The 13,870-nt window shown below is 39.3% G+C and carries 15 protein-coding genes; 9 read left to right on the forward strand and 6 right to left on the reverse strand.

Annotated elements, in window-relative coordinates; genetic code table 11:
- Positions 1–56 precede the first annotated feature (56 nt).
- The 5 genes from rplT to thrS form a co-directional block, all read right to left on the reverse strand.
- Positions 57–410 carry a 50S ribosomal protein L20 gene (rplT, locus tag ACXVWB_RS01500; protein WP_005596075.1) on the reverse strand — a complete coding sequence of 118 codons (354 nt, stop codon included), beginning with the start codon at positions 408–410 and terminating at the stop codon, positions 57–59.
- A 66-nt stretch (positions 411–476) separates the two neighbouring features.
- Positions 477–674 (reverse strand): 50S ribosomal protein L35, encoded by a 198-nt coding sequence (rpmI, locus tag ACXVWB_RS01505; RefSeq protein ID WP_005596065.1) that lies wholly within the window; start codon positions 672–674, stop codon positions 477–479.
- Between the two features lie 197 nt (positions 675–871).
- Entirely contained in the window at positions 872–1,435 is a 564-nt protein-coding gene (gene infC / locus ACXVWB_RS01510) for a translation initiation factor IF-3 (protein WP_458485205.1), read from the reverse strand.
- Between the two features lie 123 nt (positions 1,436–1,558).
- Entirely contained in the window at positions 1,559–2,377 is an 819-nt protein-coding gene (locus ACXVWB_RS01515) for a D-hexose-6-phosphate mutarotase (protein ID WP_289902249.1), read from the reverse strand.
- Between the two features lie 127 nt (positions 2,378–2,504).
- Complete coding sequence (gene thrS, locus ACXVWB_RS01520) at positions 2,505–4,436, reverse strand: threonine--tRNA ligase (protein ID WP_289902250.1); 1,932 nt, start codon at positions 4,434–4,436, stop codon at positions 2,505–2,507.
- 260 nt (positions 4,437–4,696) lie between these two features.
- Between thrS and ACXVWB_RS01525 the strand changes: the two genes are divergently transcribed.
- The 9 genes from ACXVWB_RS01525 (at position 4,697) to trpA (ending at position 13,307) form a co-directional block, all read left to right on the forward strand.
- On the forward strand, positions 4,697–5,278 hold the full coding sequence (locus ACXVWB_RS01525; protein WP_289902251.1) for an FMN-dependent NADH-azoreductase: 582 nt from the start codon (positions 4,697–4,699) through the stop codon (positions 5,276–5,278).
- 197 nt (positions 5,279–5,475) lie between these two features.
- On the forward strand, positions 5,476–7,026 hold the full coding sequence (gene trpE / locus ACXVWB_RS01530; RefSeq protein ID WP_289902252.1) for an anthranilate synthase component I: 1,551 nt from the start codon (positions 5,476–5,478) through the stop codon (positions 7,024–7,026).
- Positions 7,027–7,038: 12 nt separating this feature from the next.
- Positions 7,039–7,623: an aminodeoxychorismate/anthranilate synthase component II gene (locus ACXVWB_RS01535; RefSeq protein ID WP_289902253.1), complete on the forward strand. Its 585-nt coding sequence runs from the start codon at positions 7,039–7,041 to the stop codon at positions 7,621–7,623.
- Between the two features lie 9 nt (positions 7,624–7,632).
- Positions 7,633–8,019 (forward strand): tautomerase family protein, encoded by a 387-nt coding sequence (locus ACXVWB_RS01540; RefSeq protein ID WP_005629316.1) that lies wholly within the window; start codon positions 7,633–7,635, stop codon positions 8,017–8,019.
- An 11-nt stretch (positions 8,020–8,030) separates the two neighbouring features.
- Positions 8,031–9,032, forward strand: a complete 1,002-nt coding sequence (gene trpD, locus ACXVWB_RS01545; RefSeq protein ID WP_289902254.1) for an anthranilate phosphoribosyltransferase — start codon at positions 8,031–8,033, stop codon at positions 9,030–9,032.
- A gap of 41 nt (positions 9,033–9,073) precedes the next feature.
- Positions 9,074–10,510: a bifunctional indole-3-glycerol-phosphate synthase TrpC/phosphoribosylanthranilate isomerase TrpF gene (gene trpCF, locus ACXVWB_RS01550; RefSeq protein WP_289902255.1), complete on the forward strand. Its 1,437-nt coding sequence runs from the start codon at positions 9,074–9,076 to the stop codon at positions 10,508–10,510.
- A 23-nt stretch (positions 10,511–10,533) separates the two neighbouring features.
- Entirely contained in the window at positions 10,534–11,292 is a 759-nt protein-coding gene (locus ACXVWB_RS01555) for an SDR family oxidoreductase (RefSeq protein ID WP_289902256.1), read from the forward strand.
- Positions 11,293–11,304: 12 nt separating this feature from the next.
- Entirely contained in the window at positions 11,305–12,501 is a 1,197-nt protein-coding gene (trpB, locus tag ACXVWB_RS01560) for a tryptophan synthase subunit beta (RefSeq protein WP_289902257.1), read from the forward strand.
- Complete coding sequence (gene trpA / locus ACXVWB_RS01565; RefSeq protein ID WP_289902258.1) at positions 12,501–13,307, forward strand: tryptophan synthase subunit alpha; 807 nt, start codon at positions 12,501–12,503, stop codon at positions 13,305–13,307. Before trpB ends, trpA begins: the two co-directional genes overlap by 1 nt.
- Before the next feature lie 40 nt (positions 13,308–13,347).
- Here trpA and smrB read toward each other — a convergent pair whose 3' ends face one another.
- Positions 13,348–13,857 (reverse strand): endonuclease SmrB, encoded by a 510-nt coding sequence (gene smrB / locus ACXVWB_RS01570; RefSeq protein WP_049355742.1) that lies wholly within the window; start codon positions 13,855–13,857, stop codon positions 13,348–13,350.
- Positions 13,858–13,870 lie beyond the last annotated feature (13 nt).

Below are 13,870 nucleotides of genomic sequence, written 5' to 3' on the forward strand. Positions count from 1 at the left end.
GGTAATAAAAAAGGACGCTTTTCAGCGTCCTAATTTTTGATCTAAACTTTAAAAAATTAAAGTGCAGATTTTGCTTTTTCAACTAATGCAGCGAACGCCACTTTGTCGAATACAGCGATATCAGCAAGGATCTTACGGTCGATTTCAACAGACGCTTTTTTTAAGCCGTTGATGAATTTGCTGTAAGATAAACCATTTTGACGAGCCGCAGCGTTGATACGTGCAATCCATAATTGACGGAATTGACGTTTACGTTGACGACGGTCACGATATGCGTATTGACCAGCTTTGATCACCGCTTGGAAAGCAACGCGATACACGCGTGAACGTGCACCATAATAACCTTTAGCAGCCTTAAGAACTTTCTTATGGCGTGCTCTTGCAATAACACCACGTTTTACACGAGCCATTATTTAATCTCCTATGTAATATTTTTAACTAATTTAACTAATCGTACGTTTTGCTTAAATAACGGCTTATGCGTATGGTAAGCAAGCTACTACTAAAACTTGGTCTGCTTTCGCAACCATTGATTTATGACGTAAATGACGTTTACGTTTAGTTGTCTTTTTAGTCAAAATATGACGTAAGTGAGATTGTTTACGTTTGAAACCGCCAGAAGCTGTTTTTTTGAAACGCTTAGCAGCACCACGTACTGTTTTAATTTTAGGCATTGTTAAAAAACTCCGCATTTTAAGTTAAACACATAATTAGGCGAATCCGAAGATTACTTGTAGGCACTAATTATTCCAATATAGCAAATTGAATTGCCCTTCTCCAAAAGCAATTAGGCTGCGTAGTTTGCCTAATGTGCAATTGTATCCTCACCGAAGTGAAAATTAGATTATCTAGATTAGATCTAAATAAAAAATTATTTTTTCTTAGGTGCTAACACCATTACCGCTTGGCGACCTTCTAGTTTACCCGGTGCAGATTCCACTACTGAAATGTCAGCCAAATCGTTTTTAACGCGTTCTAATACGCCTAAACCAATATCTTGGTGAGCCATTTCACGACCACGAAAACGTACGGTAATTTTCGCTTTATCGCCATCTTCTAAGAAACGGATTAAGCTACGTAATTTAACTTGGTAGTCACCTTCATCAGTACCTGGACGGAATTTAATTTCCTTTACTTGTACAACTTTTTGTTTTTTCTTCTGTTCTTTTGCGGTTTTGCTCTTTTCATAGAGGAACTTGCCGTAGTTCATAATACGACAAACCGGTGGTTCGGCATTCGGACTGATCTCAACTAAATCAAGCGCTGCTTGTTCTGCCATTTCTAAGGCCTGTTGAATTGATACAATCCCCGCTTGTTCACCATCTTGGTCAATCAAACGAACTTCTTTTACTCGAATTTCATCGTTAATGCGATTCGGGCGGTTAGCTGCCGGCGCTTTTTTTACGGTTTTGATAATGTTATTCCTTCTATTTATTTAAGAAAAAATCGACTGCATTCAAACAGAAGATCTATTAAATCATTTGCTATAAAAACAAACAAAAAACGAGCCAGATTTTATAGTATTTGCCACGTTTATGCAACAAGGATTTCTATTCCTTTAAATATCAGCAGGTAAAGCACTTATTTCAGCTGAAATGCTCTCTCCAAATTGAAGTAGTTTCTCTAATCTTGCGGTTTCAATACACACCATATTTTTATATCCATCTGCTTTCATTGCACTAGGTGTTTTCTCCCAAGGATTCCATAGCACAATTGAATCTACATAATGATGGGTAATTTGAATACGTCGATTAAATGCTTTATCCACCAACAATGTTTTATCTTTCTCTAACGTATAAATACAATCTACACCTTGTTCTATTCTGCGTGTTGAAGGAACATCAGTATGTTTACCTTGTAATGAGTCATAACAACGGCTTGGTAAATTTTGGACTTCAATTTGTGAAATATCACCGATATTAAAATAGCTGTGTAATGCTGCTTGAGCTGGCTCTTGTCCCAAATGCGTTAAAGTCATTGTGCATTTATCGGTAAATTCCATTTTCATTTTGGCTTCAATCACACCATATTCAGAAAACAGTGAAAATTCTAACCGCACTTCATTCGCTTGCAGATCATAATCACTTAATTGCCATAAACGTAAACGCGCTGTACCGTGTGAAGGTTGTTTAACACCGCCAAACCAAGGGTAACAAATCGGTACACCACCACGAATCGCAACACCTTGTGTAAAAGATTCAATCTCACTTAACCAAAAAATATCCTGCTCTGCCCCTTTAGGCTGCCAATTTAATAGCTGTGCCCCTTGTAGTGCAATTCGAGCCGATCCTACTGGGTGATTTAAGATTAAAACAGGAATTTCATTGATATATTCTAAAGTTAATTCTGGTGTTAATTGTTGAGTTTGAGCTGTCATATTCGCCTCCTTGTGATAAGGTTATTATATAGAAGAAAGAGAGACTTGAGTTTATTTTTATACCGTGAATATAAAAAAGCCGCACATCAAAGTGCGGTCATTTTTAATTAAGATTTTAAAAAATTAATTACTCTTCACCCAACAATTTCAACTCACGTTGTCTTACTTGGGATTTTAAGATTTCAGCAAACTCTTCAATCGTGAAAGTACCTAAATCAGCACCTTTACGGGTACGTACTGCCACTTTGCCTTCGGCGATTTCTTTATCACCGCAAACAAGCATATAAGGCACGCGACGTAAGGTGTGTTCGCGAATCTTGAAGCCGACTTTTTCATTACGTAAATCAGCTTTAACACGTAATCCAGCATCAGAAAGTTGTTTCACCACTTTTTGCACGTAATCAGCTTGACTATCAGTAATATTCATCACAATCGCTTGAACTGGCGCTAACCATGCTGGGAAGAAACCCGCATACTCTTCAGTAATAATACCGATGAAACGTTCAATCGAACCTAAAATCGCACGGTGAATCATCACTGGTGTACGGCGATCATTATCTTCTGCCACATAAGACGCATTTAGACGGCCTGGTAATGCAAAGTCTAATTGGATAGTACCGCATTGCCATTCACGATCTAAGCAGTCACGTAATGCAAACTCAATTTTCGGACCATAGAATGCACCTTCACCTTCTTGAATTTCATATTCAAGGCCGTTATGTGCTAATGCTGCTGCAAGACCTGCTTCTGCACGATCCCACATATCATCTGCACCGATACGTTTTTCAGGACGAGTGGATAATTTCACCTGAATATTTTGGAAACCGAACGTGCTGTAAATGTCGTAAACCATTTTGATACAACTGGTTACTTCACTTTCAATTTGGTCTTCAGTACAGAAAATATGTGCATCATCTTGAGTAAAGCCACGTACACGCATTAAACCGTGTAAAGAACCTGATGGTTCGTTACGGTGACAAGAACCAAATTCCGCCATACGGATTGGTAAATCACGGTAAGATTTTAAACCTTGGTTAAAGATTTGAACGTGTCCCGGGCAGTTCATTGGTTTAATCGCATATTCACGGTTTTCTGATTGTGTAGTAAACATCAAATCGCCGTAGTTTTGCCAGTGACCTGTTTTTTCCCATAACACACGGTCCATCATGAACGGACCTTTCACTTCTTGATAATCGTATTCTTTTAATTTAGTACGTACGAAGGTTTCCAATTCACGGAAAATTGTCCAACCATCGTTATGCCAGAACACCATACCCGGTGCTTCTTCTTGCATATGATATAAATCTAACGCTTTACCGATTTTACGGTGGTCACGTTTTGCCGCTTCTTCTAAGCGAGTTAAGTATTCTGCTAATTGTTTTTTATCTGCCCAAGCCGTACCGTAGATACGTTGTAACATTTTATTTTTGCTATCACCGCGCCAGTATGCACCGGCTACTTTCATTAATTTGAAGTGATGGCAGAAACGCATATTCGGCACATGCGGCCCACGACACATATCAATGTATTCTTCGTGATGATAAAGCGCAGGCGTTGCGGTACGTTCGATGTTTTCATCTAAAATAGCCATTTTGTATGGCTCACCGCGTTTTTCAAAAGTATCTCTTGCTTCTTGCCAGCTTACCGGAGTTTTGATCACGTCATAATTGGTTTTCGCCAATTCCAGCATACGTTTTTCGATAGCATCAATGTCTTCTTGCGTTAAAGAACGGTCTAAATCCACGTCATAATAGAAGCCATTTTCAATCGTTGGACCGATTGCCATTTTGACATCTGGGAATAATTGTTTGATAGCGTGACCAAGCAAGTGTGCGCAAGAGTGACGAATAATTTCTAAACCGTCTTCATCTTTTGCCGTAATAATTTCAAGGTTGGCATCTTCATTGATGATGTCACACGCATCACGACGTTCACCGTTTACACGGCCAGCGATGGTTGCTTTGGCAAGACCGGCTCCGATATCTTGAGCCACTTCTAACACAGAAACTGGACGATCAAATTCACGTTTAGAACCGTCCGGTAAAGTAATAATAGGCATAATTTTTCCTTATACAGTGGTCGCCCATACGAAAGGCAACATGCAAATAATGATTAAAAACAAACCGCACTTTCATTCACTCCCACTATCGAGCAAACCAAGTGCGGCGGAGAATTTTAGCACTTTCCACCACACTTGTTAATATCTCGCTGAATTCTTTCCAATGAGTAAATAATGATTTTCCTGATAGCTACTTTATCTATTCAAAATTTCCGATAAAATGACCGCACTTTTGATAAACACCAATTAAAGGAAACTCTATGAACGTATTAGTATTGAAATCAAGCATCCTTGCAGATAACTCTCAAAGTAATAAATTAGCCGATTACACCATTGAAAAATTAAAAGACCACAACATTGTGGTACGTGATTTAGCGGCGCAACAACTTCCCCATTTTGATGCAACGGCGGCAACTGCGGTACGTGGCGAACCTAAAACTGCAGAAGAAAATGCACTTTTAGCCTTATCTGATGAGTTAGTGGCTGAATTAAAAGCCGCTGATATTATTGTAATTGGTGCACCTATGTATAACTTAGGCATCCCAACACAACTTAAATCTTATTTTGATTTTATTGCGCGTCCTCGTGTGACTTTCCAATACACCGCAAATGGCCCTGAAGGTTTACTTCAAGGTAAAAAAGCGGTTGTATTAGCAAGTTTTGGTGGCATGTATGATGACAACAACAATGTGACAACTTACTTAAAAGCGATTTTAGGTTTTGTTGGCATTACCGATGTTCAGTTTGCTTATGCAAAAGGCATCGGATTAGGTGCTGAAGCGATTGAAAAAGCACAACGTTCAGCAAGAAATAAAATTGATGAGATTGTTGCATCTCTCTAATTACTAAAATCCCCAGATAAGCCATTTTGAGATATGCCTCAAAATGGCTTTTTTCTAATCAACTTTCTCTATTTTTAATATCTTTGGTTAAAAATTAAAAAAATATTGTAAAATCACGCCAATTTTTTGATTATTTTCTTGACTTATGCATTGTGTACTAGTTTAATAGTGCAAAAGTTCAAAATACAGGATTGATTATGAAAAATACCCCTTTTATTGCGGTGACCTCTCAACCGGTTCCCTATCATGCCGACACCACCGCAATTTTTAATACGCTTTGCCAACAGAACTCAAATTCTCTTCTACTCGACTCTGCCGAAATTGGTAGTAAAAATAGCTTACAGAGCCTTATTCTAATTAATGCTGCCGTTAAAATTACTTGTTTAGGCAATCAGGTGACCTTTAGAGCATTGAATGCGAACGGAAAACAAGTGTTAAACGAAATTCATCCTGTATTAAGCCAACTTGGTACCGTAAGTGTGGTTAATTTTGAGAATGAATTTTCTGTACAATTTGCGCAGCTCGACAATCAATTAGATGAAGACAGCAAATTACAAGCTGCAACCATTTTTGATGGACTTCGTGTAATTTCTAACCATTATCAACATAGCAGCACACCTGTCTTTTTAGGTGGTTTATTTGCTTATGATTTGGTGGCAAATTTTATTCCAATGCAAGGTGTTGAATTAAAAGATGATGGCATTAACTGCCCGGATTACAGTTTTTATCTCGCAGAAAATTTAATCACCATCGATCACCAAAGCCAACAAGCCACATTAAAAAGCTTTTGTTTTAGTCAAGAAGAACAAGTGGAAGTCGCGAAAACGGCACTTTCTATTGCTCAAAAATTAAAAAATATTGATGGTGTATTTTCCATTAAAGCAGCAAGTGATGAGGTCAACACTAACTTTGAAGATCCTGAATTCATCGGCATTGTAAAAGCATTAAAACATCATATTAATATTGGTGATGTGTTCCAAATCGTGCCATCCCGCCGTTTTTCATTGGCTTGCCCGAATACCCTTGCGAGCTATGCACAATTAAAACATAACAATCCAAGCCCTTATATGTTCTACATGAACGATGAGGATTTCATTTTATTCGGAGCATCACCAGAAAGTGCGTTGAAATATGCACCGGACAATCGCCAATTAGAAATTTATCCAATTGCAGGTTCTCGCCCACGTGGTTTTGATGCCCATGGTAATATTGATCCAGAATTAGATGCACGTTTGGAATTAGAATTACGTCTTGATCATAAAGAGCAAGCTGAACATTTAATGTTAGTGGATTTAGCCCGTAATGATATTGCTCGTGTTTGCCAAAGTGGTACACGTAAAGTCGCCGAATTAATGCAAGTGGATCGCTATTCGCACATCATGCATTTGGTTTCTCGCGTAGTGGGTAAACTTCGTCCTGAACTTGATGCCTTACACGCTTATCAAGCTTGTATGAATATGGGGACATTAACTGGTGCGCCTAAAATCAAAGCGATGCAGTTAATCTATCAATTTGAACAGCAAAAACGTCACAGCTACGGTGGTGCGGTCGGTTATCTCACGTCTGATGGTCATTTCGATACCTGTATCGTCATTCGTTCTGCTTTTGTACAAAATGGCATTGCCCATATTCAAGCGGGTTGTGGCGAAGTATTGGATTCTGATCCACAAATGGAAGCGGATGAAACTCGCCATAAAGCGGCTGCAGTGCTTAAAGCAATCAAACAAATCAATACCCAAGCAAAATAAGGACGATAAATTATGGCTAATATTCTCTTTTTAGATAATTTTGATTCATTCACTTATAACTTAGTGGATCAATTCCGAGTGCTTGGGCATAACGTAAAAATTTATCGTAATGACACTAATTTAGAACAAGTGGTACAAGAAGCATTAAATACACCGGATACGATTCTTGCACTCTCTCCAGGACCAGGTACCCCGGCAGAAGCAGGCATCTTACTCCCACTTATTGAACGTTTAAAAAATGATGTGCCAATTATTGGTATTTGCTTAGGCCATCAAGCGCTTATTCAAGCTTTTGGTGGAGAGGTTGTACATGCAGGCGAAGTATTACATGGTAAAGTATCGCGCATTCAACACGATAACCAAGCCATGTTTAAAGATATTGCTAACCCAATGCCTGTGGCACGCTATCACTCTTTAATGGGTAAAAATCTGCCTGACGAATTTATTGTCAATGCCGATTACAATGGTATCGTGATGGCGATTCGTCATAAAACCTTGCCAATTTGTGCTTTCCAATTCCATCCAGAAAGCATCCTTACTGTGCAAGGTCCCAAATTATTACAACAATCTGTGGAATGGTTATTAAACAGAGATTAAGGAAGAAAAATGATTACCGTATATGGATTAAAAGAAGTGCTTGCACCTCGTCGTCAAGATATTGCTGAAGTAATTTATAACTGTTTAAACCTTGGTTTAGACATTCCTCGTGGAAAGCATGCAATTCGTTTTTTATGTTTAGATAAAGAAGATTTCCTTTATCCTATCGATCGTAACGATGATTACACCGTTATTGAAATTAACCTCATGCAAGGTCGTATGGAAGGCACGAAAAAACGTTTAATCAAAATGCTTTTCAGCGAACTGGAATACAAAATTGGGATTAAATCTCACAACGTTGAAATTACGATTAAAGAACAACCTGCGCATTGTTGGGGTTTCCGTGGTATGACTGGCGATGAAGCACGCGATTTAGATTACGATATTTACGTATAAAGGACGAGATTATGCAAACGGCTCAATTATTAGAACAACTTTACAGTGGAAAAACACTTAATAAAGAAGAAAGTGCGGTCATTTTTAATGCCATTATGCAAGGCGAACTGAATAACGAACAAATCGCTGCCATGCTGATTGCGTTAAAAGTACGTGGTGCCGCCATTGAGGAATTAAGTGGTGCGGTATCAGCATCCTTGAACAATGCCAAATCATTCCCTCGTCCTGATTACCCTTTTGCGGATATTGTAGGAACGGGTGGCGATGGTCAAAACACAATTAATATTTCTACGGCGAGTGCCATTGTTGCAGCCTCTATGGGTGCCAAAGTAGCAAAACACGGTAACCGAAGCGTATCAAGCAAATCAGGTGCCAGTGATGTATTAACCGCACTTGGTGTAAATGTGAATGTCACGTCAGAACAAGCTCGTCAAGCACTTGATGATATTGGCGTATGCTTCTTATTTGCTCAACAATATCACAGTGGGTTTAAACATGTCGCTCCTGTTCGTGCAGCATTAAAAACACGTACGCTTTTTAACATTTTGGGGCCATTAATCAATCCAGCTCGCCCAACTTATCATTTGCTTGGTGTGTATGCTCCTGAATTAGTGAAAACCTATGCTGAAACAGCTGTTGCATTAGGCCATCAACATACTTTTGTGGTTCATGGTGCGGGTCTTGATGAAGTCGCCGTACATGGTGAAACGCAAGTCGCTGAAATTAAAAACGGCAAAATTGACTACTTCACCTTAACGCCAGAAGATTTTGGTTTAAAAACACAATCTTTAGAAAGTTTACGTGGTGGCGAACCGCAAGAAAACGCCCAATATCTGACCGCACTTTTACAAGGTAAAGGCAAAGCAGAGCATGCTAATGCGGTAGCCGCAAATGTGGCATTATTGCTGAAATTATTTGGTCATGATGACTTAAAACAAAATGTTCAAAATGTGTTGGCTCACCTTGCTTCAGGCAAAGCGTTTGAGACACTACAACATTTGACAAAATATTAAGATAAAGGCTGATTTGATAAGCCACAATAAGAAGAAAAATTATGATCACGCAAGATTTCACCAAACCAATTGACTCTGCTACGGTGCTACAAAAAATCGTCTTAGACAAAGCACTATGGGTTAAAGCAAAGGAAACTGAATTTCCGCTTTCACAATTTAAAGAAAACATTCAAAAATCTGACCGCTCTTTTTATGATGCGTTGGGTAAAGGCACCCATCAAAAGCCGGCTTATATTTTAGAATGTAAGAAAGCGTCCCCTTCTAAAGGATTAATTCGTGGTGAATTTAATTTAGATGAAATCGCCAATGTGTATAAACATTATGCGTCAGCGGTTTCAGTGCTAACGGATGAGAAATACTTCCAAGGTAAATTTGACTATTTGCCGCAAGTACGTGACGTTGTCTCACAACCTGTATTGTGCAAAGATTTTATGATCAGCGAATATCAGGTTTATCTTGCGCGTTACTATCAAGCTGATGCTATTTTATTGATGCTTTCAGTGGTGAATGATGAAACCTATCGCGTATTGGCTGATCTTGCACATTCTCTCGGCATGGGGGTATTGACAGAAACCAGCAATGAAGAAGAATTTGAGCGAGCCCTTGCTCTAGGTGCAAAAATTATCGGTGTTAACAATCGTAATCTTCACGATCTCACTGTTGATTTAAACCGCGTAGTAGAACTCACACAAAAATATGCCGATCGTATCCCCGCGGATGCACGTATTATCAGCGAATCAGGGATTTATAATCACAGTCAAATTCGTGATTTGCAAAAAGTGGCACATGGCTTTTTGATCGGCAGCAGCCTAATGGGCAGTGCAGATTTAAATAATGCTGTGCGTGAAGTGATTTTTGGCGAAAATAAAGTATGCGGTTTAACTCGCACGCAAGACGTCAAAGAGGTTTACGCAAACGGGGCATTATACGGCGGCTTAATTTTCGTCGATCATTCAAAACGCTGTGTGAGCCTACGTCAAGCACAAGAATTAGTGACAGCATCACCACTTCATTTTGTTGGCGTGTTCCAGAATCAAGAAATTGATTTTATTGTAAAAATCGCTAAACAATTGCAGCTTTATGCCGTTCAGCTACACGGTTCAGAAACCACTGAATTTATTACTGCACTTCGCCATCAACTACCTGAGGATACTCAAATTTGGAAAGCTATTTCAGTCGATACTGAAGCACAAAGTGCAGTTGATTTTACTGATGATTTAAATATTGCTCGCTATATTTTCGATAGCCAATCCGCTAATCAGCAAGGTGGCACAGGAAAAACCTTTAATTGGTCACTCATTCCTGAAAACTTGAAACACAAAATTATTTTGGCGGGTGGTATTTCACCCGACAATATTGAACAAGCCATTAAGCAAGGTTGCCTAGGGGTTGATCTCAATTCTGGTGTAGAAACTGCCGCAGGCGTAAAAGACAGCGAAAAAGTGCGGTCAGTTTTTAAGACGATTTTGTCAAATTAATCTGATTGCTAAGGGGAAGCATTATGCAAAGAACAGCGTTAGTAACCGGCGCAACTGCCGGATTTGGTGCGGCAATTTGTCGCACATTTATTGAAAATGGTTATCGTGTAATTGGCACAGGGCGCCGCGTAGCTCGTTTAGAACAATTACAACAAGAATTAGGTGAGAACTTCCATTTTCTTGCCTTTGATATTTCAGATCGCCAAGCAACAGAAGATGCTTTCCATTCCCTTCCCGCTACTTGGCAATCCATTGATTTATTGGTGAATAATGCAGGTTTAGGATTAGGCTTAGAAAGTGCAGATAAAGCGAGTTTAGACGATTGGATGCAAATGATTGATACCAATATTAAAGGTCTCGTCACCATCACTCGTCTTGTGTTACCACAAATGGTTGAACGCAATTCAGGTCATATTATTAATTTAGGCTCAATTGCAGGTACTTATCCTTATCCAGGTGGCAATGTATACGGTGGCACTAAAGCTTTTATAAAACAATTTAGTTTAAATCTTCGAGCCGATCTTGCTGGTACACAAATTCGCGTGTCCAATGTTGAACCCGGTCTTTGTGGTGGAACTGAATTTTCTAATATCCGCTTTAAAGGTGATGATGCCCGAGCAAAAAAACTCTATGAAAATGTGGAATATGTCAGCCCACAAGATATAGCTAATATTGTGTTATGGCTCAATCAACAACCTGAACATGTCAATATTAATCGCATTGAAGTGATGCCAACTGCACAAACCTTTGCACCACTTAATGTTGCAAGAATTCAAAAATAACAAGGAAATATTATGTCAGAAACCCTTTTAAATCCTTATTTCGGTGAATTTGGCGGAATGTATGTACCGGAAATTCTCGTACCGGTATTACAACAGCTAGAAAAAGCCTTTGTGGAAGCAAAAGACGATCCTGAATTCCAACGTGAATTTCAAGATTTACTTAAAAATTATGCGGGCAGACCAACCGCACTTACCCTTTGCCGTAATTTAACCAAAGGGACAAAAGCAAAAATTTATTTAAAACGTGAAGATTTACTTCACGGCGGTGCCCATAAAACCAACCAAGTATTAGGTCAAATTTTATTAGCAAAACGCATGGGTAAAACACGTATTATCGCAGAAACTGGTGCAGGACAACATGGCGTAGCAACAGCCCTTGCTTGTGCGATGTTAGATATGCCTTGCCGTGTTTATATGGGGGCAAAAGACGTGGAACGTCAATCACCAAACGTCTTCCGTATGCGTTTGATGGGCGCAGAAGTGATTCCTGTACAAAAAGGTTCTTGCTCATTGAAAGATGCGTGCTGTGAAGCGATGCGTGATTGGTCAGCCAACTATGAAAACACCCATTATTTATTGGGTACCGCAGCAGGTCCTCATCCATTCCCGACGATTGTACGTGAATTCCAAAAAATGATTGGTGAAGAAACTAAACGTCAAATTTTAGAAAAAGAAGGCCGTTTACCGGATGCTGTCATCGCGGCAGTTGGTGGTGGTTCCAATGCGATTGGTATGTTTGCCGATTTTATTGATGAAAAAGATGTACGTTTAATTGGTATAGAACCTGCAGGTCACGGCATTGAAAGTGGTGAACATGGTGCGCCATTAGGCCATGCAAAAGTGGGTATTTATTTCGGCATGAAATCACCTTTAATGCAAACTGAAGATGGTCAAGTGGAAGAATCCTACTCTATTTCTGCTGGATTAGACTTCCCTTCTGTTGGGCCTCAACATGCTTACTTGCAAAGTATTGGTCGTGCCGAATACCCAAGCATTACAGATGATGAAGCATTAAACGCTTTCCAAGCATTAGCAAAACATGAAGGGATTATTCCTGCATTGGAAAGTTCTCATGCATTAGCTCATGCACTAAAAATGATTCATCAAGAACCGAATAAAGAACAAATTTTAGTGGTGAATCTTTCTGGTCGTGGGGATAAAGATATTTTCACCGTTGATAAAATTTTAAAAGAAAAAGGAATGCAATAATGAGCCGTTTTGAAACTAAATTTGCAGAACTTGCAGCGAAAAAAGAAGGGGCTTTTGTACCTTTCGTTACATTATGCGATCCAACATTTGATCGCTCTTTTGAGATTATTTGTACTTTAGTTGAAAATGGCGCAGATGCGTTGGAATTAGGCTTTCCATTTTCTGATCCGCTATTAGACGGTCCCGTAATCCAGGCAGCTAATAACCGTGCGCTAAATGCGGGCCATAGCACTGAAGACAGCTTTAAATTACTCGCTAAAGTACGGTCAAAATATCCAGAAATTCCGATTAGCTTACTCCTTTGTGCAAATTTGATTTTTGCTAAAGGATTAGATAATTTCTATCAACGTTGTACAGAAGTCGGCGTGGATGCGGTTTTAGTAGCAGATATTCCACTATTGGCAAAAGAAGACTATGTTCAAGCTGCTAAAAAGTATGGCATTCAACCTGTCTTTATTTGCCCACCAAATGCTGATGCCAAAACGGTACAAGGTGTTGCTGAAAACAGCGAAGGCTATACCTATTTAGTTTCTCGTGCAGGTGTAACAAGTGCAGAGAATCAAGCTCATGCTGCAAACTTAGATACACTTGTAGAACAACTTAAAGCTCATAAGGCTCCACCAATTCTACAAGGTTTTGGTATTGCTCAACCTGCTCAAGTAAAAGAGGCTCTTCAACTTGGTGCTGCGGGAGCTATTTCAGGCTCTGCAACGGTAAAAATCATTGAGCGAAATTTAGATAATCAAGCTCAATGTTTAACTGAACTTGCTGAGTTTGTTCGCAATATGAAAGCAGCAACAAAATAATTGACAAAAGATGCAGATCAATGTCGATCTGCATCTTTCTTTATACATCCACTAAAATGAGTATCGCTGCTTCTCCACCCCATTCTTTGGGTGCTTGGTGTAACGCCCGGACTTTAGGGTGCTGAACTAACCAACGTGGAATTTGTTTTTTCAACGTAAAGGTTCCATAGCCGGTCATGATGCTCGCGCAATAAACATGCTGATCTTCACAAGCTAGCAACAATGCCGCTAATTCCATTTTGGCTTGCTCACGGGTTAAACCATGTAAATCCAAAAATAATTCGGGTGAAAAATCGCCACGACGAAGTTGTTTCAATAAATGGCTATCTTCCCCTTCGCGTAAATATTTGATGACACCATCATGTTCATTTAGCAATGGTTCATATTCATCGGAAAAATAGAAAAGCGTATCTTCTTTTTCTCGAATATCACGTAAATCGGATTTTTTTTGACCGCTCTTTTGACGCGGCGCCACAAAAGTATCTTGCTTGATGGGTTTGATCCCTTTTGTTTCCGCCCGAAAAAGATCGAAATCATCTTGTTCTGTCATTATTTTTCTCAAT

This window comes from Haemophilus sp. SZY H53, from assembly GCF_054332375.1.

Bases quoted from the DNA above. Each gene is read 5' to 3' on its own strand.
- rplT (WP_005596075.1), bottom strand. From the start codon at position 410: ATGGCTCGTGTAAAACGTGGTGTTATTGCAAGAGCACGCCATAAGAAA.
- trpD (WP_289902254.1), top strand. From the start codon at position 8,031: ATGCAAACGGCTCAATTATTAGAACAACTTTACAGTGGAAAAACACTT.
- ACXVWB_RS01525 (WP_289902251.1), top strand. From the start codon at position 4,697: ATGAACGTATTAGTATTGAAATCAAGCATCCTTGCAGATAACTCTCAA.
- ACXVWB_RS01515 (WP_289902249.1), bottom strand. From the start codon at position 2,377: ATGACAGCTCAAACTCAACAATTAACACCAGAATTAACTTTAGAATAT.
- rpmI (WP_005596065.1), bottom strand. From the start codon at position 674: ATGCCTAAAATTAAAACAGTACGTGGTGCTGCTAAGCGTTTCAAAAAA.
- trpA (WP_289902258.1), top strand. From the start codon at position 12,501: ATGAGCCGTTTTGAAACTAAATTTGCAGAACTTGCAGCGAAAAAAGAA.
- ACXVWB_RS01535 (WP_289902253.1), top strand. From the start codon at position 7,039: ATGGCTAATATTCTCTTTTTAGATAATTTTGATTCATTCACTTATAAC.
- ACXVWB_RS01540 (WP_005629316.1), top strand. From the start codon at position 7,633: ATGATTACCGTATATGGATTAAAAGAAGTGCTTGCACCTCGTCGTCAA.
- trpE (WP_289902252.1), top strand. From the start codon at position 5,476: ATGAAAAATACCCCTTTTATTGCGGTGACCTCTCAACCGGTTCCCTAT.
- smrB (WP_049355742.1), bottom strand. From the start codon at position 13,857: ATGACAGAACAAGATGATTTCGATCTTTTTCGGGCGGAAACAAAAGGG.
- thrS (WP_289902250.1), bottom strand. From the start codon at position 4,436: ATGCCTATTATTACTTTACCGGACGGTTCTAAACGTGAATTTGATCGT.
- ACXVWB_RS01555 (WP_289902256.1), top strand. From the start codon at position 10,534: ATGCAAAGAACAGCGTTAGTAACCGGCGCAACTGCCGGATTTGGTGCG.
- trpB (WP_289902257.1), top strand. From the start codon at position 11,305: ATGTCAGAAACCCTTTTAAATCCTTATTTCGGTGAATTTGGCGGAATG.
- trpCF (WP_289902255.1), top strand. From the start codon at position 9,074: ATGATCACGCAAGATTTCACCAAACCAATTGACTCTGCTACGGTGCTA.